Origin of the sequence: Limnohabitans sp. G3-2 (assembly GCF_002778275.1) — a bacterium.
Taxonomy (GTDB): domain Bacteria; phylum Pseudomonadota; class Gammaproteobacteria; order Burkholderiales; family Burkholderiaceae_C; genus Limnohabitans_A.
The window spans coordinates 256,280-277,713 of sequence record NZ_NESG01000001.1; the positions used below are offsets into that span (position 1 = coordinate 256,280).

The following is a 21,434-nucleotide window of genomic DNA, read 5'->3' on the forward strand; positions in this document are numbered from 1 at the left end:
CCCCCGCTCGCGCCAGTCCCGCCCAAAGTCAGACTTCCGAGCACAGCACTGGCACTCGAAGTCCAGGCGGCATTGACGGTCGCGCCGCCCAGAATCGTCAGGTCGCCGCCGGAAGGCAAGGCAGACGAAGCGCCCAGCGAGACCGTGCCCGCGCTCACGGTGGTGCCGCCGGTGTAGGTGTTGGCCCCTGTCAGTACCACCGTACCCGCACCGCTCTTGGTCAAGCTGCCCGCTCCGCTGAACACACCCTCGAACTTGCGCGTACCGCTGGAGCCACTGGTGTTGAGGTCCAGATGCAGCGCATCTCCGGTGCTGCCAATGGTCACGCCGGCATTGACTTGAATCTGGTTGGCCGCCGTCAACGTGAGCGTGGTGGCTGCACCGCTGGACTTGATGATGTTGCTTTCAACGTCGATGTTGCCGCTCTGGCTGCCGGAAGTGCCGGTGGTGATGGTGACGTTGCTGCCCGCATCCAAGGCCGCCACAATGCTGCTGGCACGAATCACGCTGCTGTCTGCGTTGGCGCTGTAGGGGTTGCCATAAGGGTCACCATGGAGGGCAGCGGTGTCACTGATGGTGACGTCGTAAGGATCGAGCAACCACGTGCCCGCTTGTCCCCGCGCAGAGGTGGTGCGCACCACGGCGTCTGTGCCCACAGTGAGTTGAGCACCCGAAGTTTCTACAAAACCGCCCTCGCCACCTTGGGGGCCTGCGTTGGCCAGGATGGTGCCGTTGAAAGTGGTTGAACCGTCGCTCAGCTTGCTCCACACAATGGCCGTGCCGCCATCGCCACGACCTGTGGCCGAGACATCGATGGCTGCACCCGACGCCACGCTGACGGTTTGGGCTTGCAGCAAGTCGCCTTGCCCTTGTCGACTCCCGCCCACCAGCACTTCACCGCCCCCCGTTGCACCGGTGGCTGAAATGCTGGCACCTGGCTGGAGCGCGATGGCGTTGCCGGTGATGAGCACCTGACCGCCTGGCCCAGCAGACGATGATGCATCCAATTTGCCAGAGACTTCCACTTGGCCTTGGGGGCCGGCATCGAGCCGAATCACACCACCCACGCGGGTGGCGCTGCTGGCCTCCACGCGGCCTGAATTCTTGATCACCGCTCGCGCCAAAGCACCGGCGGCACGGGCGCTCATGAACACCGTGCCGTCTTCGGAACTGACCAAACCCTTGTTCTCCACCAGGGCGGCGATGGCACCTTGGTCCACCACCACACCCACGCCACTGGCGGTGTTGGTCAGGGTGATGCTGGCCGCCTCGCCGGCGGCCAGCATCACCTTGCCCAGCTTGGCCCGGATGATGCCCTCGTTGCGCACCTCGGGTGCCAGCAGAGCAATCATGCCCCCCTCCAGCGCCGTCAACTGCCCTTGGTTGATCACCGCGCCCTGGCCGCCCTCTAAGCGGTACTGGCCACTCATGAAGTCTTGATCGCTCATGCGCATGGTGCTGGCCACCAGACCACGCACATCGACTTGACCCGTTGCGCCAAACACCACGCCACTGGGGTTGAGCAAGAAAACCTGCCCATTGGCGCTGAGCTTGCCCATGATTTGCGACTCGCTACCGGCCGCCACCCGGTTGAGCACACTGGATGTGGCGCTGGGCTGCTCGAACCGCACCGAAGCGGCCGAGCCGATGTCAAAACTGCGCCAGTTGATGACGGCCGCGTTGCTCGTTTGCTGGACCGTCATGCTGGCGCCCGTTTGATGGATCGCCGCCAAACCGGCCGCCACCGACGGCCCCTTGGGCAATGTGCTGGGGGCAACTTCGCCCGCCTCACCCCATGAGGGGATCAAGATCGCCAAAGCCACCAGCATGCCCAAAGCCAGCGGAGCCGGTTGAGACAGTGGCGGCCCTGCTGGCGGCGAAAGGCCAAACCATTCATGCGCCTGGGGTTGCGGATGGCGGCGGATGACCCGGCTCACCGAAGAGCCCAAAGTGCCGCAACTGCGCGCGCACTCGCTGACCGCCACCCAGCAAGCATGGGCTTTGTTCCAGACGAGGCGGTAGGGGTGGGTCATCAGAAGCTGTGAACCAAGTTGATCCAGTAACGGCTTTTTTGGCTCGAGCTGTCGTTTTCGACCATGCCCGTCTCCGACAAGCGCGCACCCGGATTGCCGCCAATGCGGCGAGCGGCCATGGCTTTGAGGACGGTGGAAGGGCTCAACTGGTAATTGAGGCCAGCACCCCAGCCGCTCAAGCTGTAGCGGTTGGGCGTTGGCAAATTTTCAACGGCAGGACGCTTGCTGATGCGCACCGTTCCCCAGTCGTAAAACACCTGCCACTGCAAACCTTCACCGAATGGAATGCGCCACTCCAAGCTGGCCGTGACGGCCTCATCGCCCGAGCCTTCTGAACTGGGATAGGCCCTGACCCCTTGGGCGCCGCCCAAAGACATGCGTTCTGAAGAGTCCAGGTTTTTGAAACTGCGCTGGCCATTCAGGGTGAGCCACCATTGCTGGCCACTCTCCATCACCTGAGCCAAGGTGAGGTTGCCCGTGAGTTTGTGGTACCGCCCCTGTGTTTGAAGCCCTTGCGCATCGTCGGTCTGGTTGGATGGATTGGCCGACAGATCGACATCGCCATGGGTCCAGTTCATCCGCCAAAAAACGCTGGATTTGTTGACCGATGTCCATTCACCGGACAAGCCCAAGACACCCGATTGGACTTGGCGTTGGGACTCAAAGCCATTGGTGGTGTCGGCATAACGTGAACGGTTGAACTGGGCCGATGCCGCCACCCGCATCGAGCGGGAATAGAACAAGGGACGACTCCAGTCGAGACCATCGGTGCGGGCAATGCCGGAAACCACGGGGTCGTTGACGCCCCCCAGCAAGTGGTAGCGCATGTTCGAATGGGAAAGCCCAATGCGGGAACCGCTGTAGCCCACAGGCAAGCTGTAGGCCAAACGCCCGTATCTCACCGCCTGCGTCGCCATGAGGTTGGTCGACAACTGGTCGCCATGCGCGCTGGGGTTGTTCCAATTGGCGTTGAGGCTGGCACGGTTGGCGCCGGTGCGGGCATGGCCCCAGTTGTCCAGCAATCCCGACCCATCCCAAGCGGGTGTTGACTCTATCGTGGCCACCACATCGGTGGTATTGGGTGTACTGCCGGCTTTGAGGGCCGCACTGGCGTTCACACCCGGCAACGCTTGGACCACGTTCAAGGCCCCTTCAAGCACCCGCAAATTCAAGGGTGTGCCTGTGGCATAAGCTTGGCCAAAGGTTTTTTCAATGCGATCGGCAGAAATCGACAATGAAGCGCGGTCCACGATTTCAAGCACCCCCATCAAGCCCTCAGACACGACCAAGCGCACCACACCCTCTTCGATGTCTTGCGGTGGCAAACTCACCTGAGCCAACCAGCCTTGCTGTTGATAAGCCTCCTCCAGCGCAGGAACCACGCGGCGAAGCTCGGTCAAATCCAGCTCACGGTCCAACCACTGGGCCAAAACAGCATCCACGGCTTTCTTGTCCAGAACTTGACCGCCTTGCACGTCAAAGCGCCGAACCTTGAACTTGAGCCCCCCTGAGTCCCCCACCGGGGCCGATGGAATTGCAATGGGCTGGGTCTGCACAGGTGGTTTGGGCTGTATCGACTTCTGGATGTCTCGTTGGATGGAGCCCGCGTCGGGCGACAAGTTGGGGGCGGACTGCGCCCAAAGCCAAGGCGTCCAAGCCAGGCACAGTCCGAGAACGGCCAGGCCAATGGGCTTCACTGCCAAGTCTTTCATCAGGCATTCACCGCCACTGAAGGCGCATCCACTTGCGTTGATTGATCCTTTGCGACGGCTCCCGATGGCGAATGCATTTGCGCTTGGGCCGCAATCATTTGGGCACCCAATTGCGCCGCTTCGGCGAAATGACGGGCCACCAAGTTTTTCAGCTCATCGATTTGAGCCATGGCGTAATGGACATCCGGAAAAATGGCGGGCATCTCGATCAATTTGTCACCATCGACCAACATGCCCGATCGCACGGCAACGCCACCGCTGACGATTTGAACCACAAACACACCACGCCCTGTGATGGGATGGCCCTCTTGAGGCGAGGAAGATTTCTGTGCCGGGTCTGTTTCCAGAGTGCTGGCCTGGTTTGGCTCGCTCGGCGTGACTTTTTCCGTCATCTGTTTCACCTTTTGTCGATTCATGAAGCGCACCAAAAGAGTGCAAAAAGAGTCTTTTAACGCCAGCGGGGCGCCCGTGATGCTGTCCAAAAAACCATGAAAGATCAGCAGCCCAACCCTGTTTGAAAGATGCTAATTGATGAAAATCAAAAAAAATCAATTAATGTCCAAATCGACATATTGATGACGACATTGTCATTTTTCTCAAATAATTGAACATGCCAACCGCTCTATAAAATCAAAGCACTGAGCCGGCAAGCATGGCAAACGTTGGGTGTTGGCGACGGAGGCCTGGTCAAGATGAAAATACTGTTGGTTGAAGACGATGCACAAATCAGCGCATTGGTCATCCACGCTTTGCGACAGGCTGGCTTTGATGTGGACCACACCGACAATGGCTTGAGCGGCTTAGAGAAGGCCACCACAGGTCTTTATGACCTGCTTGTCCTGGACCTGATGCTCCCCGGGTTGGATGGGCTGGAGTTGCTCAAGCGCTTGCGAGAAAGATCTCAAGCCACACCGACACTCATCTTGAGTGCCAAAGGGGATTTGAACGACCGCTTGTTGGGGTTCGAATTGGGCGCTTGTGATTACATCCCCAAGCCCTTTTACGTAGAAGAAGTGGTGGCCCGTGTTCGAGCCGCGCTGGCCAACAGAGAGGGCATCATCGACCAAAGCTTGGTGGTGGGTGAGTTGCGCCTTGACAGGATCAGTCGGCAAGCCCATTGGCAGGGCCTCAACGCCACCTTGAGCCAGCGGGAGTTCAGCGTTCTGGAGCTTTTGATGCGCTCCCCCGGACATATTTTTTCAAGGAAACAAATCTTGTTGCATGTCTGGGAAATCGACTTCGACCCCAACACCAATGTGGTGGACGTCTGCATACAAAGGATCAAGCGCAAACTGACCCGCCATCAAAACACCCTGGCAGACTTACCGATTGATTCCGTTCGCGGAGTGGGCTATCGCATGAACAAAGGTGTTTGAAACATGCTGACTCTTCTCCAAAAGAACATCAAGAAATCGTTCAAAGTTTATATTTTTGTCCATGTTTTCTTGGCAGCCGCCTTCATCATTTTCATCAACAGGCAAGTCAGTCAGTATTTTTTAAAAGACCAACTGAACCAGCAAATACAAACCAATTTGGTCAACGACATTGTGGGCTGCGGTTATTTGGCGAACAACGAAGAAGCGTTTTTGCATTGCACCTTCAACAATGCCGCGCACAATGTTTCAAGGCTTTTGAACAACGAATACGTCCTTTGCAATACCCACACCACTGCAGCCTCTTTGGCCGTCGGCGTTTGTCAAAAGCTGGCGGACACCGAGCTGTCGGTCCCCACAGATGTTCCCCATGGGCGACTTGGGATCGTGGGCCAGGACAATGAACCTTGGTATGTGGCCCGCAGAAACGACGACGAGCACGCCTATGCCCTGATGCTGCCTGCCTCTGCCGCATCGGATTTGCAGGGAAAAATTTGGCGGCTGCGCGACCGCAATTTGATATTCACGCTGCCCTTCATTTTTTTGAGCCTGGGATTGCTGACCTTTTACGTCACCCGGCTTTTATTCAAACCGGTCCAATCCATCAAAAATACGCTGAACGCCATGGAGTCACAGAACCTGGATCGCGCGACCGAATTGAAAAGCCCTTTTTACGAGTTCGATGACTTCTTGAAAATTTTCGACGAACTTCGCCAAAGGCTGCAAAAAAGTTTCACCAAAGCTCGCCGCTTCGCGTCTGACGCATCGCATGAGTTGCGCACGCCTTTGACGATTTTGAGAGGCCATGCCGAAGAAATGATCACAGAGCTGCCCACGGGCTCTGATACCCAAATTCGAATGCGCGTGATTGCAGATCAAGTCGACCGCTTGATCGATATCTCTGGCAAGTTGTTGTTGCTCTCGCAAGCAGATGCCAACAGCATCAAGGTCCAATTGGAACGGTTGGACCTCAGTCAACTGGTTTGGCATTGGGCGCAGGATGCGCACTCTTTTGACGAACTCACCGAAGTCAAAACGGACATTGAATCCGGGCTCAGTTGCCAAGGCGATCGCCAACTCTTGCTGCAGTTGATGCAAAACCTTTACACGAATGCCGTCAATTACAACATCGACAATGGTTGGCTGCGCATCACCCTCCAACAGCAAGCAGGTGCTCTTTTACTGTCCTTCGAAAACCCCTGCGAAGATATCCCCGCTGAATTTTCAGAACGGGCTTTTGACCGTTTCTACAGGGGACCTCATTCACTGTCAAAAGGCATTGTGGGCTATGGCTTGGGACTTAGCTTGTGCCAAGAAATTGCCAAAGTGCACGGCGGGTTCATCACCATCGACATCAGCGGTGACCGTGTTCGCATGACACTTTCATTGCCCACTTTGGCTTAAAGAAAAAAGGCCAACCGGTGACGGTTGGCCTTTTCAGGTTTGGTGGAGCTGGGGGGATTTGAACCCCCGTCCATAAGTCTTTTTCGTACAGTTCTACATGTGTAGTCGTCTGATTTGAGTCTCGCCAAATGAACCGCGCAGCGACACGCTGAACACCCAGCCAGTACCCTTTTTTCTCACACCACCTCAAGGTACCCGAGGTGATGCCAGCCCATATGTTTTACCTTGCAGCCAGGACTTTGAGGGGTTTAACCCCCTCATCACCCTGACCCAGCCTATCGGCCAACTGTTGCAAGGCTCACCGGATTAAGCGGCGAGTGCGAAACGTTCGTCGTTTGCAGTTAGTTTTTTTTCCGAAGTTTTACGAGGATCAGAACCTCGACATGCCCTGCCACGCGTCCGAACCCATGTCGAAACCAGTGCAGCCCCTCAATGCCTATTTTAGGCCTTGTTCAGGAACTTCAAGAGCGCCATGGGCGAATCAATGTGCAAATGGGCATTCCAGCGCGAAATATCGGCCTGTTGACCCAAATAACCGTAGGTGGCGGCCACGGTGCCCATGCCCGCGGCCAATCCGGCCACGATGTCGCGCTCGTCGTCACCCACATACACGCATCGGGCCGGATCGACCGACAAACGGCGCGCCGCTTCGAACAAGGGCTCAGGGTGCGGCTTGGCGTGTGGCGTGGTGTTGCCACTGACAACGGCACCCGCCGAAGAGAACAAGGGCATGGCGGCGGTCAGCGGGTCGGTGAATCGGCTCGACTTGTTGGTCACCACGCCCCAAGGCAGGCCTTGCTCAACCAGCGCCGCAATCATCTCGACCACCCCGTCAAAAATTCGGGTGCGCTCGGTCATGCAGTTTTCGTAGTTGACGAAAAACTCTTCTTTCATCGCCTCAAACTCGGGGTGCTCGGGCGTCATGTCGAAAGCGATGCCGAGCATGCCTCGGGCCCCCGCACCGGCCATGTGGCGGTAATGCTCCAGTGGGAAAGAGGACAAGCCACGGTCCACACGCATTTTGTCGACCGCCGCACCCAAATCCGGGGCGCTGTCGATCAAGGTGCCGTCCAGGTCAAACAGAACGGCTTGGATGTCTTTGAACATGGTCAGGCTTTCCGGCAGGCCAGCAAGTAATTCACACTGGTGTCTTGGCTGAGCCAATAGCGTTTGGTGAAGGGGTTGTACTCCATGCCTTTGAAGCCTTGAGCATCCAGCCCGGCATCGCGCGCCCAGGTGGTCAACTCGCTCGGCTTGATCAGGCGGGCAAATTCATGGGTGCCTTTGGGCAACAATTTCAGGATGTATTCGGCCCCCACAATGGCAAACAGAAAAGACTTGGGGTTGCGATTGAGCGTGGAAAAGAAGACCCAACCGCCGGGCTTGACGAGTTGGGCACAGGCTTTGACCACCGATGCGGGGTCGGGCACGTGTTCGAGCATTTCCATGCAGGTGACCACATCGAACTGCGCGGGCTGCTCAGCGGCCAGGGCCTCGGCGCTGACTTCGCGGTACTGAACCCCTTGTGTGCCCGCTTCGAGCGCATGCAACTGGGCCACTTTGAGCGACTTGGTGGCCAGGTCTGCGCCCAGCACTTTGGCGCCTTTGCGTGCCATGGCGTCGGCCAGAATGCCGCCGCCGCAACCAATGTCCACCACGTTCAAGCCCGTCAAGGGCACGAGTGCGTTGATCCACTCTAGGCGCAGTGGGTTGATCTGGTGCAGGGGACGGAATTCACTCTCCGGATCCCACCAGCGGTGGGCCAGATCGGAGAATTTGGCCAGCTCGGCCGGATCGACATTGGAATGGGTGGTGCTCATGGTGTCTGATTGTCAGCGAACAGGCCTTCCAGCATGAACGACAGGCGAAAAAAAGCCCCATTGCTGGGGCTTTTGGCTCATCCTTGAGAGGATTACTTGTTGGCGCGTGTGCCCACCACTTCGATTTCCACGCGGCGGTTCTTGGAACGGCCAGCAGCGGTCTTGTTGTCAGCAACTGGCTGCTTCTCGCCTTTGCCTTCGGTGTAAACGCGGTTCTTTTCGATGCCCTTGGACACCAAATAGGCCTTGACAGCGTCGGAACGCTTGACCGACAGCTTCTGGTTGTAAGCATCAGCGCCCACGGAGTCGGTGTGACCCACAGCGATGATGACTTCCAAGTTGATGCCCTTGACCTTGCCCACCAGATCGTCCAGCTTGGCTTTGCCTTCGGCCTTCAACACGGATTTATCGAAGTCAAAGAAAGCGTCTGCAGCGTAAGTCACTTTGGTGGCAGCTGCTGGAGGCAGTGCAGGCGCAGCAGCTTTAGGGGCTGGTGCAGCAGGTGCAGGTGCCGCTTTGGGTGCTGGTGCAGCTGGAGCTGGAGCAGCTTTAGGAGCCACGATGGCGCCATCGCAACCAGACGCTGCCGTGGCAGGCGTCCAGTTGGCATCGCGCCAGCACAATTCTTGGGTGCCGTTTTTCCAAGCGTCGCCGGAAGCGTTGCGCCAGTTGTCAACAGATTGAGCACCGGCGGCTGTTGCGAGAGCTGCGGAGGCAATCAACATCGCTACTTTGTTGAATTTGTTCATGGTCTTCCTCTAGAGAGATAAAGCCGCAGACTCGCTGCGAAAAAATGACGTTTCAGATGACCTTCACCTGATCCGTTGGGTTTTATTGTGCCATAGACCCGAAACGCATTCGTTAAACGGCGTACACACGCGACAGCCAAACCCTGGATGAATGACAAATGTTGCATATACGCGACACCCTCTTGCACCTAAAATGCATGTTTTAAAGTGCCCATTGCTTCCTTCTATATATGACACAGTTCGCCAAAGAAACACTGCCCATCAGTCTGGAAGAGGAAATGCGGCGCAGCTACCTCGATTACGCCATGAGCGTGATTGTTGGCCGGGCCCTGCCCGATGCGCGTGACGGCCTCAAGCCTGTGCACCGCCGGGTCTTGTTTGCCATGCACGAGCTGAACAACGACTGGAACCGCCCCTACAAGAAGTCGGCCCGTATCGTGGGTGACGTGATCGGTAAATACCACCCGCACGGCGACCAGTCGGTGTACGACACCATCGTGCGCATGGCGCAAGACTTCTCCATGCGCCACATGTTGGTGGATGGCCAGGGCAACTTCGGTTCGGTCGATGGCGACAACGCAGCGGCGATGCGCTACACCGAAATCCGCCTGGCCAAGATCGCCCATGAGATGTTGGGCGACATCGACAAGGAAACCGTCGATTTCGGCCCCAACTACGACGGCTCCGAAAAAGAGCCGCTGGTGTTGCCCTCGCGCCTGCCCAACCTGCTGATCAATGGCTCGGGCGGTATCGCGGTCGGTATGGCCACGAACATCCCGCCGCACAACCTGAACGAAGTGGTGGACGCTTGCCTGCATTTGCTGCGCCATCCCGAAGCATCCATCGACGAGTTGATGGAGATCGTGCCCGCGCCCGACTTTCCGACAGGCGCCATCATTTATGGCATGACAGGCGTCAAAGACGGCTACCGCACAGGCCGCGGCCGTGTGGTCATGCGGGCCAAGTGCCATTTTGAAGACATCGACAAAGGCCAGCGCCAATGCATCGTGGTCGACGAGCTGCCCTACCAGGTCAACAAAAAGACCTTGCAAGAGCGCATGGCCGAGTTGGTGCATGAGAAAAAAATCGAAGACATCAGCCACATTCAGGACGAATCCGACAAGTCGGGCATGCGCTTGGTGATCGAGCTCAAGCGCGGTGCGGTGCCCGAAGTGGTGCTGAACAACCTCTACAAGCAAACCCAGCTGCAAGACACCTTTGGCATGAACATGGTGGCCCTGATCGACGGTCAGCCCAAGTTGTGCAACCTGAAGGACCTGATCCAAGTCTTCTTGCAGCACCGCCGCGAAGTGGTGACGCGCCGCACGGTGTTCGAGCTGCGCAAAGCGCGCGACCGTGGCCATGTGCTGGAAGGCTTGGCCGTGGCTTTGGCCAACATCGACGACTTCATCGCCATCATCCGTGGGGCGCCTACGCCGCCCGTGGCCAAAGCCGAGTTGATGACACGCGCTTGGGACAGCCAGATGGTGCGCACCATGCTGACCCGCGCTCGCGATGACGGCTCGGTGGTCAACGCCGATGACTACCGCCCAGAAGGTCTGGAGCGTGAATACGGCTTGGGCCAAGACGGCCTCTACCGCCTGTCTGAGACCCAAGCGCAAGAGATTTTGCAAATGCGTCTGCAGCGCCTGACCGGCCTGGAGCAAGACAAAATCGTCGCCGAGTACAAAGAGGTGATGTCCGAAATCGAAGACCTGCTGGACATCTTGGCCAAGCCTGAGCGCGTGTCGACCATCATTGGCGACGAGCTGGGCACTGTGCGCCAAGAATTCGGTCAGACCAAGATTGGCGCACGCCGCAGCGAGATCGAGCACAGCGCCCAAGACCTGTCTACCGAAGACCTGATCACCCCCACCGACATGGTGGTGACGCTTTCACACAGCGGCTACATCAAGAGCCAGCCTTTGTCCGAATACCGCTCTCAAAAGCGCGGCGGCCGGGGCAAACAAGCGGCGGTCACCAAAGAGGACGACTGGATCGACCAGCTCTTCATCGCCAACACGCACGACTATTTGCTGTGCTTCTCCAACCGGGGCCGTTTGTATTGGCTCAAAGTCTGGGAAGTGCCAGCGGGTTCACGCGGCTCACGCGGCCGCCCCATCGTCAACATGTTCCCGCTGCAAGAAGGCGAAAAGATCAACGTGGTGCTGGCCTTGACGGGCGAGGCGCGCACCTTCCCTGAAAACCAATATGTCTTCATGGCCACCTCCATGGGCACGGTCAAAAAGACTTCGCTGGACGAATTCAGCAACCCGCGCAAGGGCGGCATCATTGCCGTCAACCTGGACGAAGGCGACTTTTTGATCGGTGCAGCGCTCACCGATGGCCAGCACGACGTGATGCTGTTCAGCGACGGCGGCAAGGCGGTGCGCTTTGACGAAAACGATGTGCGCCCACTGGGCCGCAGCGCACGGGGCGTGCGCGGCATGATGATCGAAGACCACCAAAGTGTGATCGCCATGCTGGTGTCTGAGCAAGAAAACCCAGAGGCCCCAGCCGACGAGGCCAAAGCCCGTGCCAGCGTGCTGACCGCGACGGAAAACGGCTACGGCAAACGCACCAGCATTGCCGAATACACCCGCCATGGCCGTGGCACCAAGGGCATGATCGCCATCCAGCAGTCCGAGCGCAACGGCAAAGTGGTGGCCGCCACCTTGGTCCACGCCGATGACGAGATCATGCTCATCACCGACACGGGCGTTCTGGTGCGCACCCGCGTGTCCGAAATCCGCGAGCTGGGCCGTGCCACACAAGGCGTGACTTTGATTGGCCTGGACGAGGGTGCCAAGCTGTCGGGCCTGCAACGCATCGTTGAAAACGATGCCAATGGTGCCGAGGGCGATTTGGATGCTCCGACGGATGACGGCGCGCCTGCTGCCGAATAAGTGATGGGCCGCGCTTTCAACTTCTCGGCGGGTCCCGCCGTCATGCCCGAGGCTGTGTTGCAGCAAGCCGCCTGCGAGATGCTGGACTGGCACGGCTCGGGGATGAGCGTGATGGAGATGAGCCACCGCGGCAAGGAGTTCATCAGCATCTATGAGCAGGCCGAATCTGACTTGCGTGAGCTGCTGGCGGTGCCCGCGCACTTCAAAATTTTGTTCATGCAAGGCGGTGGCCTGGCCGAAAACGCCATCGTGCCCTTGAACCTGTCGCAGGGTGGGGCCATGGACTTTGTGCTGACAGGCAGCTGGAGCCAAAAGTCGCTCAAAGAAGCGGGCAAGTACGGACAAGCCCGCGTGGCCGCCTCGACGCAAGCCGACGGCTTCACGACCTTGCCCGCGCCAGCCACTTGGCAAATTGGTGCTGACAGCCGCTACGTGCACATCTGCGGCAACGAAACCATCCACGGTGTGGAATTCCATGAATTGCCAGACCTCAAGGCTTTGGGCTGCGACGCCCCGCTCGTGGTGGATTTTTCATCGCACGTGGCCTCCCGCCCGGTGGACTGGGCGCGTGTGGGCCTGGCTTTTGGTGGTGCGCAAAAGAACTTGGGGCCTGCGGGCCTCACCTTGGTCATCGTGCGTGAAGACCTGATCGGCCACGCCCTGCCCCATTGCCCCAGCGCCTTTGATTACAAACTGGTGGCTGACAACCAGTCGATGTACAACACCCCCCCGACCTACAGCATTTACATCGCTGGGTTGGTATTCCAGTGGCTCAAAAAACATGGCGGCATCACCGCCATGGAACAACGCAACATCGCCAAGGCACAGCTGCTCTACGACTTTCTCGACAGCTCCAGCCTGTTCGAAAACCGTGTCGCCAAAGACTGCCGATCGCGCATGAACGTGCCTTTCTTCTTGCGTGACGAGTCTCGCAACGAGGCTTTTTTGGCCAGCGCCAAAGCCGCCAATTTGCTGCAACTCAAGGGCCACAAATCGGTGGGGGGGATGCGGGCGAGCATTTACAACGCCATGCCGCTGGAAGGCGTACAGGCCTTGGTGGCCTTCATGCGCGAATTTGAAAAAACACAGGCCTGAACCTGGCCCTCTGAAAGACTTGCGGACATGAGCCAACAACCCATTCAGTCGGATGCCTTGGGCGCTTTGCGTGTGCAAATTGACGCACTGGACAAGCAGCTGCTCAGCCTGCTGAACCAGCGTGCCCATGTGGCCGAAAAAGTCGGCGAAATCAAACGCGCCGAAGGCTCGCCCTTCTTTCGCCCCGACCGCGTCGCCCAAGTCATCGACAAAATCACCCAGGCCAACCCTGGCCCGCTGAAAAACGAACACGTCGCCTCCATTTGGCGTGAGATCATGTCGGCTTGCCTGGCGCTCGAAGCCCCGCAACGCGTGGCCGTTCTCGGGCCACAAGGCACGTTTTGCGAACAAGCGGCCATCGAATTCTTTGGCAGCGCTGCCAACCTGATTTACTGCGCCAACTTCGACGAAGTCTTCCATGCCACGGCCGCAGGCACCGCCCAATATGGCGTGGTTGGCATGGAAAACTCCACCGAGGGCGTGGTGGCCCGATCGCTCGATTTGTTCTTGCGCTCGCCCGTGCACGTGGTGGGCGAAGTCAGCCTGCAGGTGCGCTTCCATTTGCTGCGCCAACTCAATTCAGACGCGGGCATCGAGGTGGTGATGGCCCACCCCCAAGCGCTGGCCCAGTGCCAGGGCTGGCTGTCCAAGCACCTGCCGCATGTGGAGCGCCGCGCCGTGTCGAGCAACGCAGAAGGCGCACGCCTGGCGGCCACCAACCCGGCTTGGGCGGCTTTGGCCAGCGAGCGCGCAGCCAGCCAGTTTGGCCTGCACATCGTGCACCACGCCATCCAAGACGAAGCCTTCAACCGCACCCGGTTTGCTGTCATCACTTTGCCCCAAACCCTGGCCACACCGCCGGCTTCAGGCACGGACTGCACCAGCTTGGTGGTGTCGGTGCCCAACCGCCCTGGTGCCGTGCACGACTTGTTGGTGCCCCTCAAAAACAACGGCGTGTCCATGACGCGTTTTGAGTCACGCCCGGCCAAATCGGGCCAGTGGGAGTACTACTTCTACATCGACCTGCAAGGTCACATCAGCGAGCCGCATGTGGCTGCGGCCCTGCAAGAGTTGCAAGGCCTGTGCGCGTTCTACAAGGTGCTGGGTTCCTACCCCGTGCCGGAATGAGTGCGCGGTGAAATTCGAACGCCTGGCCCTGATTGGCTGCGGCCTGATGGGCGGCTCGTTTGCGCTTGCGCTGCGCCAAGCGGGCTTGGTGCAGCACATCACCGGCTTCAGCGCCTCCGACAAAACACGCCAACGCGCCCTGGCGCTGGGTGTCATCGACCAAGCCTGCGCCAGCGTGGCCGAAGCGGTGCAAGGCGCCGATTTGGTCTTGCTGGCCGTGCCCGTGGGGGCGATGCACAGCAGTTTTGCCGCTTTGCGCGACACCCTGTCACCCAAGGCCTTGTTGATGGACGTGGGTTCCACCAAGTGTGATGTGATCGCTGCGGCGCAGGCCGCTTTGGGTGATCGCTTGAATGGCTTTGTGCCCGCCCACCCGATTGCGGGCAAAGAGGTGGCCGGCATCGAGCACGCCGAGGGCACGCTTTACCAAGACAGACGCACCATCCTCACGCCCTTGCCGCAAAACAGCATCCGCCAGATCCAAACAGCCAGCGAGGTCTGGACCGCCGTTGGCAGCCATGTGAGCCACATGACACCCGAGGCGCATGACGCCACCTTTGCGGCGGTCAGCCACCTGCCTCACCTCTTGGCCTTTGCGGCCGTCAATGCACTCTCGGCTCAAGCACAAGGCGCTGCGTTTTTGGAGATGGCGGGCCCCGGCTTTCGAGACTTTTCCCGCATCGCCGCTTCGGATGCCTCGGTCTGGCGCGATATTTTGAATGCCAACCACGCCGAAGTGCTCACGCAAATGGCCCACTTTCGTGCGGCGCTGGCGCAATTTGAAAACGCCTTGCAGCAAGGCGATACCGCCGCGCTGCACCAACTGATTCAACAAGCCAGCAGAGTGCGCTCGGCTTGGACGCTGCAAGCGGGCAACGCTTGCAACACCGCCTCTGAAGACTGACCCCATGTTCTCCACCGCCTTCCTCGACCTCCCTGCGCTGCAAGGCGCGTCCGGCACCGTCACCCTGCCCGGCTCCAAAAGCATCTCCAACCGCGTGCTGCTGCTGTCGGCACTGTGCCAAGGCACCACCGTGGTCCACGACCTGCTGGACTCGGACGACACCCGCGTGATGCTGGCCGCGCTGCGCCAACTGGGCTGTGGTGTCGAGGTGCAAGGCACCACGGTGACCATCACGGGCTTGGGCGGCCGCGCCTGGCCCACCGAGGCGATTGAATTTTTCATGGGCAATGCCGGCACGGCCATGCGCCCGCTCACCGCCGCACTGGCGGTGCAAGGCGGTGACTTCACGCTCAAAGGCGTGCCCCGCATGCACGAGCGCCCCATCGGCGACCTGGTGGACGCGCTGCGCGAGTTGGGTTGCGCCATCGACTACCTGGGCAACGAGGGCTACCCGCCGCTGCGCGTGCGCCAGCCTGCGCTGCAGCTGGACAAATCCATCCCCGTGCGAGGCGATGTGTCCAGCCAGTTCCTCACGGCGCTGCTGATGGCCTTGCCGCTTGCGGCCCAGGAACGCGCCATCACCATCGAGGTGGTGGGCGAGCTCATCAGCAAGCCCTACATCGAAATCACCCTCAACCTCCTGGCGCGCTACGGCATCGCTGTGCAACGCCACGGCTGGGAACGCTTTGTCATCCCGGCGGGCAGCCGCTACCAGTCGCCGGGCACGATCCACGTCGAAGCCGATGCGTCTTCGGCCAGCTACTTCATCGCGCTCGGCGCCATGGCCAAAGGCCACGGCATCCGCATCCAGGGCGTGGGCGCCGACTCGATCCAGGGCGACATCCGCTTCATGGACGCCGCCGCGCAGATGGGCGCCCAAATCAGCAGCGGACCCAACTGGCTCGAAATCCAGCGCGGTGCCTGGCCACTCAAAGGCATCACGCTCGACTGCAACCACATCCCCGACGCCGCCATGACCTTGGCCGTGATGGCGCTGTATGCCGACGGCCCGACCACGCTGCGCAACATCGCCAGCTGGCGCGTGAAGGAAACCGACCGCATCGTGGCCATGGCCACCGAAAGCCGCAAGCTGGGTGCCACCGTCGAAGAAGGACCGGACTGGATCACCATCCACCCCCTGCCAGCTGGCAAATGGCAACGCGCCAGCATCCACACCTACGACGACCACCGCGTGGCCATGTGCTTCTCGCTGGCGGCCTTCAATGCCGACCAAGTCCCAGTGCGCATCGAAGACCCCAAGTGCGTTGCCAAGACCTTTCCGGACTACTTCGAGGCCCTGTTCTCGGTGGCGCACACGGCAGCCGCCAACATCCCGGTCCTGTGCATCGACGGCCCCACCGCTTCTGGCAAAGGCACCCTGGCCAGCCGCGTGGCCGCGCAGCTGGGTTACCACTACCTGGACTCGGGCGCGCTCTACCGCGTGACCGCCCATGCCGCTTTGCAAGCCGGGCTCACGCTCGAAGCCGCCGACGAAGCCGACATCGCCCAGCTGGCCCGCCACCTGCCTGTGCGCTTTGAAGGCGAGCAGGTGCTGCTGAACAATGTGGATGTGACCGATGCGATCCGCAGTGAGCAAGGCGGTATGAACGCATCCAAGGTGTCGGTATTGCCCGCCGTGCGAGATGCTTTGGTCGACCTCCAACACAGTTTTCAGCGCCTGCCGGGGCTGCTGGCCGACGGCCGAGACATGGGCACGGTGATCTTCCCGAAGGCCCCTTTGAAGGTTTTTTTGACCGCCAGCGCCGCCAAACGCGCTGAAAGACGGCATAAGCAATTGATTTTGAAGGGTTTTTCGGCTAATATCGACTCTCTTCGCGCCGACTTGGAAGCACGCGACGCACGGGACATGTCCCGCAGCGTGGCGCCCCTCAAGCCCGCACAAGATGCCTTGCAACTGGACAACTCGTCCTTGACCATCGAAGCCTCGGTGGATCAGGTGATGGTCTGGTGGCAAAGCCGGCAGGTTTTTGCTTGATCAACGCAAGTTAGCCAAGCTCAAACGGCCACCCCAGCCCACCCTGTGTGGGCTGAACTGAAGTTCCACCCGGCTCTCATCGTGCAGCTTGCACACTGGCCAGGTGGTTTTTTAAAACCAACCGCGGCTCACGCCGCAAACCAATCGCCACTGTCAGCTCCTGGAAACGACGCATGTCGCGCTCGTCAGTCCTGAACTTGTGGATGAGGAAACACCATGTCTGAATCATTTGCCGCCCTATTCGAAGAATCACTGACGCGCACCGAAATGCGCCCAGGTGAAGTCATCACCGCTGAAGTCGTGCGCATCGAGCACAACTTCGTTGTGGTCAACGCTGGCCTCAAGTCCGAGTCCTACGTGCCCCTCGAAGAGTTCAAGAACGACCAGGGTGAAGTCGAAGTCCAGGTCGGCGACTTTGTCTCGGTGGCCATCGGCTCCATCGAAAACGGCTACGGCGACACCATCTTGTCGCGCGACACCGCCAAGCGTCTGGCTTCGTGGATGTCCCTGGAAAAAGCCCTGGAATCTGGCGAGTTCGTCACTGGCGTGACCAGCGGCAAAGTCAAGGGTGGCCTGACCGTGTTGGTCAACGGCATCCGTGCTTTCTTGCCTGGCTCTTTGGTCGACACACGTCCTACCAAAGACCTGTCTCCCTATGAGAACAAGACCCTGGAATTCAAGGTCATCAAACTCGACCGCAAGCGCAACAACGTGGTGTTGAGCCGCCGCGCTGTGGTGGAAGCCTCCATGGGCGAAGAGCGCGCCAAGCTGATGGAAACATTGCGCGAAGGCTCCATCGTTCACGGTGTGGTCAAGAACATCACCGAATACGGTGCGTTCGTGGATTTGGGCGGTATCGACGGCTTGCTGCACATCACCGACATGGCATGGCGCCGTGTCCGTCACCCCTCCGAAGTGGTCACGGCCGGTCAAGAAATCACCGCCAAGATCCTCAAGTTCGACACCGAGAAAAACCGCGTGTCCTTGGGTCTGAAGCAAATGGGCGACGACCCATGGATGGGTGTGAACCGCCGCTACCCACAAAGCACCCGCATGTTCGGCAAGATCACCAACATCGCCGACTACGGCGCGTTTGTGGAACTGGAACCCGGCATCGAAGGCTTGGTGCACGTGTCTGAAATGGACTGGACCAACAAGAACGTGGCCCCATCCAAAATCGTGGCCCTTGGCGACGAAGTCGAAGTCATGGTCCTCGAGATCGACGAAGACAAGCGCCGCATCAGCTTGGGCATGAAGCAGTGCCGTGCCAACCCATGGCAAGAGTTTGCTCAAAACACCAAGCGCGGCGACCGCGTGAAGGGCCCCATCAAATCGATCACCGACTTCGGCGTGTTCGTGGGCTTGGCTGCCGGCATCGACGGTTTGGTGCACTTGTCTGACCTGTCCTGGAACGAAACCGGCGAAAACGCTGTGCGCGAATTCAAGAAGGGTCAAGAAGTCGAGGCTTTGGTCTTGGCTGTGGACGTGGACCGCGAGCGCATCAGCTTGGGCATCAAACAGCTCGACTCCGATCCTTTCACCACGTTCGTGTCGATCAACGACAAAGGCCAAACCGTTACCGGCAAGGTCAAGACTGTGGATGCCAAGGGCGCCGAAATCGACCTGGGCGAAGACATCATCGGCTACCTGCGTGTCAGCGAAATCTCGCGCGACCGCGTGGAAGATGCCAGCCATGTGCTCAAAGTCGGCGACGAAGTGACCGCTGTGGTGGTGAACGTGGATCGCAAGACCCGCAACATCCAGTTGTCCATCAAAGCCAAAGACGCTGTGGACCAACAAGAAGCCATGGCTTCCTTGTCACAACAATCGAAGAGCGAAAACGCTGGCACCACCAGCTTGGGCGCTCTGTTGCGTGCCAAGTTGGACAACAACTGATCTTGTTGATCTGAAGACGCTTGCTGTCTGAAAAGCCTGCCCCTGTCATGGGGGCAGGCTTTTTTCAGACCGGTGCTGGGCACCGGCCAGACACACGAACACCAAAGTGACCCCATGACACGCTCCGACCTGGTTGAAGAACTCGCTGCACGTTTTGCACAGCTGACCCACCGTGACGCCGAACTGGCCGTCAAAACGGTGCTGGACGCCATGAGCGACGCCTTGGTCAAAGGCCACCGCATCGAGATCCGCGGCTTTGGCAGCTTCTCCATCAACCGCCGCCCACCCCGTGTTGGCCGCAACCCCCGCTCGGGCGAGAGCGTTCAGATCCCGGAAAAACGGGTTCCCCATTTCAAACCGGGCAAAGCCCTTCGCGAAGCCGTCGACGCGGGCACCCCGAACCCGGCGACAGGCGCCCCCAAAACCTGACCGGTTAGACCGCCCACGCTGGCCAAGGCGGGCAGCCATGAGGCCATAAAGCCATGGATAAGGGCCTTCAGGGCATCGACTGGCCCGTTAGAATGAAGCCAGATTCTGAGGTCTTCCATGAAACGTCTGCTTCGGCTGCTTCAGTGGCTACTGAAAGCCGCCGTCTTTTTCACACTGTTTGCTTTTGCGCTGAACAACCAGCAAGAGACACGTGTCAATTTCTTTTTCGGCACCTTTTGGTCAGCGCCCACCGTCTTGGTGGTGCTTGGCGCTTTTGGCCTCGGTGTTGCCGTGGGTGTTCTGGGCATGGTGCCCCGTTGGTGGCGGCACCGCCAAGCGCTGCGCATGAGCACCTCAAGCCCAACACCGCCCACGCCCGAGCCCGAGAAACCCTATGGAACTTGACCTGACCTGGATTTTGGTGGGTCTGCCCGCAGCGTTCGCGCTGGGCTGGATCGCCTCGCGCCTGGATCTGCGCCAGATGCGCATCGCCAACCGTCAAGCCCCGCGGGCTTATTTCAAGGGCCTCAATTACCTGCTCAACGAGCAGCAAGACCAAGCCATTGACGCCTTCATTGAGGCCGTTCAAAACGACCCCGACACGTCTGAGCTGCATTTTGCTTTGGGCAATTTGTTCCGCCGCCGGGGTGAATACGACCGCGCTGTGCGCGTCCATGAACACCTGTTGTCACGGGCTGACTTGAGCAGTGCCGATCGGCAGCGTGCCCAACAAGGCTTGGCACTGGACTTCTTGAAAGCGGGTCTGCTGGACCGCGCCGAAGAAGCCTTGCGCAAGCTGGAGGGCACCCCTTACGAAGGCCAGGCACGCTTGGCGCGGCTGGGAATTTACGAGCGGTCGCGCGAATGGCCAGAGGCCATGCAAGTGGCGCAACTGCTCGAAAAGTCGGGCGAAGCCAATTTCGAGATGCGGCTGGCGCATTACCAATGCGAGCAAGCGCGTGAAGCCGTGCAACAAGGCGATGTGGCCAAAGCTTCGCAATTGCTGAGCACTGCCCTCAAGACCACCCCTGAAGCCGCCAGGCCTCGGATTCTGCTCGGTCAACTCCAGCTGTCCCAAGGACAGGCCGCACAGGCATTTGCCACTTTGTCGGTGTTGTTCGAACGCGCAGATGCGGCGGCGACCCTGGCGGCCCCGAGTCTGGTCAAAGCCGCGCAGGCGGCCGACCTGGTCGAGCAGGCGCAGGCCTTGCTGCAAAGACATTACGACAAACAACCCGGCATCGATGTGCTCGATGCCATCGCTGCTCTGGCCGCCTCATCGCCACAGGGGCAAGCGGCATCGCACCAACGCTACCTGGACCACCTGGCTCAACACACCTCATTGATGGCGGCCGCAAGGTGGTTGTCCAGCGACAAGCAAAGCCCACCCGCCTTGCCCGCAGCGGTCCAAAAAGCATTGGAACAAGCCATTCGGCCCTTGGCCCGTTACCGCTGTGCAGCTTGTGGGTTTGAAGCCAAAGAACACTTTTGGCATTGCCCAGGTTGCCAAGCTTGGGACAGTTATCCCCCCCGTCGCATCGAAGAGCTCTGAAGCGCACAAGAAACAACTGGTTTCAAGTTCGCCGCCCCCAGCGCTTGCAGCGCCTTCACGCCGGCGCCCACAATGCAGGCGGCTGCCAAGGTCTGCAGCCTTGCACAAGGAGAGGCCGAGATGCTCAAAAAAATCGCTGCCACCGCCATCGCCCTGCTGAGCTCGGCCGCCTGGCCCCAAGTGGACCTGAACAAGGCCAGTGAAATCGAGCTCGACGGCCTCAAGGGCTTGGGCCCGACCCTGACCCGGCAAATCATGGACGAGCGCCAGCAAAAGCCTTTCAGAGATTGGACAGACTTCATGCAGCGCGTCCAAGGCATCGCACCGAAGAAAGCGGCCAGCTTGTCCGAGCAAGGCCTGCGGGTTCAAGGGCAAGCCTATGCCCCAGCCCTACGCCACCCTGCAAAAAAACCCTGAGCCGTCAAAGAACGCACCGA

General features: G+C 59.5%; 18 protein-coding genes and 1 other RNA gene (1 of these 19 cut by a window edge). 12 read left to right on the plus strand and 7 right to left on the minus strand.

Annotated features, from left to right (window positions below):
• The 3 genes in view from B9Z31_RS01170 to B9Z31_RS01180 are tightly spaced (each overlapping or abutting the next) and all read right to left on the minus strand, a layout consistent with a single transcriptional unit that may run on beyond the window.
• Nucleotides 1-2,033, minus strand: partial view of an autotransporter-associated beta strand repeat-containing protein gene (locus tag B9Z31_RS01170; protein WP_100117735.1) — the 5' portion only. 23,347 nt of this gene lie to the left of the window's left edge; only the first 2,033 of its 25,380 coding nucleotides appear in the window; the start codon lies at nt 2,031-2,033; its stop codon lies off the left edge, out of view.
• Nucleotides 2,033-3,745, minus strand: a complete 1,713-nt coding sequence (locus B9Z31_RS01175; RefSeq protein ID WP_100117736.1) for a ShlB/FhaC/HecB family hemolysin secretion/activation protein — start codon at nt 3,743-3,745, stop codon at nt 2,033-2,035. Before B9Z31_RS01175 ends, B9Z31_RS01170 begins: the two co-directional genes overlap by 1 nt.
• Nucleotides 3,745-4,137 carry a hypothetical protein gene (locus tag B9Z31_RS01180; RefSeq protein ID WP_158235638.1) on the minus strand — a complete coding sequence of 131 codons (393 nt, stop codon included), beginning with the start codon at nt 4,135-4,137 and terminating at the stop codon, nt 3,745-3,747. The genes B9Z31_RS01175 and B9Z31_RS01180 overlap by 1 nt, the downstream gene beginning before the upstream one ends.
• A 300-nt stretch (nt 4,138-4,437) precedes the next feature.
• Here B9Z31_RS01180 and B9Z31_RS01185 point away from each other — a divergent pair, with 300 nt between their 5' ends.
• Both B9Z31_RS01185 and B9Z31_RS01190 read left to right on the plus strand, forming a co-directional pair.
• A complete protein-coding gene (locus B9Z31_RS01185) occupies nt 4,438-5,121 on the plus strand; it encodes a response regulator transcription factor (protein WP_100117925.1) in 684 nt (227 codons plus the stop codon).
• 3 nt (nt 5,122-5,124) lie between these two features.
• Nucleotides 5,125-6,522, plus strand: a complete 1,398-nt coding sequence (locus B9Z31_RS01190) for a HAMP domain-containing sensor histidine kinase (RefSeq protein ID WP_100117738.1) — start codon at nt 5,125-5,127, stop codon at nt 6,520-6,522.
• 40 nt (nt 6,523-6,562) lie between these two features.
• Here B9Z31_RS01190 and ssrA read toward each other — a convergent pair.
• The 4 genes from ssrA to ompA all read right to left on the minus strand — a co-directional run bounded on the left by ssrA (nt 6,563) and on the right by ompA (nt 9,091).
• Nucleotides 6,563-6,951: a transfer-messenger RNA gene (gene ssrA / locus B9Z31_RS01195) on the minus strand.
• 12 nt (nt 6,952-6,963) lie between these two features.
• Entirely contained in the window at nt 6,964-7,629 is a 666-nt protein-coding gene (locus B9Z31_RS01200) for an HAD-IA family hydrolase (RefSeq protein WP_100117739.1), read from the minus strand.
• Nucleotides 7,630-7,631: 2 nt separating this feature from the next.
• On the minus strand, nt 7,632-8,342 hold the full coding sequence (gene ubiG, locus B9Z31_RS01205; protein WP_100117740.1) for a bifunctional 2-polyprenyl-6-hydroxyphenol methylase/3-demethylubiquinol 3-O-methyltransferase UbiG: 711 nt from the start codon (nt 8,340-8,342) through the stop codon (nt 7,632-7,634).
• A 92-nt stretch (nt 8,343-8,434) separates the two neighbouring features.
• Complete coding sequence (ompA, locus tag B9Z31_RS01210) at nt 8,435-9,091, minus strand: outer membrane protein OmpA (RefSeq protein ID WP_100117741.1); 657 nt, start codon at nt 9,089-9,091, stop codon at nt 8,435-8,437.
• Nucleotides 9,092-9,321: 230 nt separating this feature from the next.
• On the opposite strand from ompA, the gene gyrA reads away from it, so the two are divergent.
• The 10 genes from gyrA to B9Z31_RS01260 all read left to right on the plus strand — a co-directional run bounded on the left by gyrA (nt 9,322) and on the right by B9Z31_RS01260 (nt 21,414).
• On the plus strand, nt 9,322-11,997 hold the full coding sequence (gene gyrA / locus B9Z31_RS01215; RefSeq protein WP_100117742.1) for a DNA gyrase subunit A: 2,676 nt from the start codon (nt 9,322-9,324) through the stop codon (nt 11,995-11,997).
• Between the two features lie 3 nt (nt 11,998-12,000).
• On the plus strand, nt 12,001-13,092 hold the full coding sequence (gene serC, locus B9Z31_RS01220) for a 3-phosphoserine/phosphohydroxythreonine transaminase (RefSeq protein ID WP_100117743.1): 1,092 nt from the start codon (nt 12,001-12,003) through the stop codon (nt 13,090-13,092).
• Nucleotides 13,093-13,119: 27 nt separating this feature from the next.
• Nucleotides 13,120-14,220 carry a prephenate dehydratase gene (pheA, locus tag B9Z31_RS01225; RefSeq protein WP_100117744.1) on the plus strand — a complete coding sequence of 367 codons (1,101 nt, stop codon included), beginning with the start codon at nt 13,120-13,122 and terminating at the stop codon, nt 14,218-14,220.
• A gap of 7 nt (nt 14,221-14,227) precedes the next feature.
• A complete protein-coding gene (locus tag B9Z31_RS01230) occupies nt 14,228-15,124 on the plus strand; it encodes a prephenate dehydrogenase/arogenate dehydrogenase family protein (RefSeq protein ID WP_233200602.1) in 897 nt (298 codons plus the stop codon).
• A 4-nt stretch (nt 15,125-15,128) separates the two neighbouring features.
• Nucleotides 15,129-17,120 carry a bifunctional 3-phosphoshikimate 1-carboxyvinyltransferase/cytidylate kinase gene (locus B9Z31_RS01235; protein WP_100117746.1) on the plus strand — a complete coding sequence of 664 codons (1,992 nt, stop codon included), beginning with the start codon at nt 15,129-15,131 and terminating at the stop codon, nt 17,118-17,120.
• Between the two features lie 216 nt (nt 17,121-17,336).
• Entirely contained in the window at nt 17,337-19,016 is a 1,680-nt protein-coding gene (gene rpsA, locus B9Z31_RS01240; RefSeq protein WP_100117747.1) for a 30S ribosomal protein S1, read from the plus strand.
• Between the two features lie 114 nt (nt 19,017-19,130).
• Nucleotides 19,131-19,445: an integration host factor subunit beta gene (locus B9Z31_RS01245; protein WP_100117926.1), complete on the plus strand. Its 315-nt coding sequence runs from the start codon at nt 19,131-19,133 to the stop codon at nt 19,443-19,445.
• Between the two features lie 117 nt (nt 19,446-19,562).
• Nucleotides 19,563-19,850: a lipopolysaccharide assembly LapA domain-containing protein gene (locus B9Z31_RS01250; RefSeq protein WP_100117748.1), complete on the plus strand. Its 288-nt coding sequence runs from the start codon at nt 19,563-19,565 to the stop codon at nt 19,848-19,850.
• Nucleotides 19,840-20,997, plus strand: a complete 1,158-nt coding sequence (lapB, locus tag B9Z31_RS01255) for a lipopolysaccharide assembly protein LapB (protein WP_100117749.1) — start codon at nt 19,840-19,842, stop codon at nt 20,995-20,997. Before B9Z31_RS01250 ends, lapB begins: the two co-directional genes overlap by 11 nt.
• A 120-nt stretch (nt 20,998-21,117) precedes the next feature.
• Nucleotides 21,118-21,414, plus strand: a complete 297-nt coding sequence (locus B9Z31_RS01260) for a DUF655 domain-containing protein (protein ID WP_100117927.1) — start codon at nt 21,118-21,120, stop codon at nt 21,412-21,414.
• The last annotated feature ends 20 nt before the right edge of the window (nt 21,415-21,434 follow it).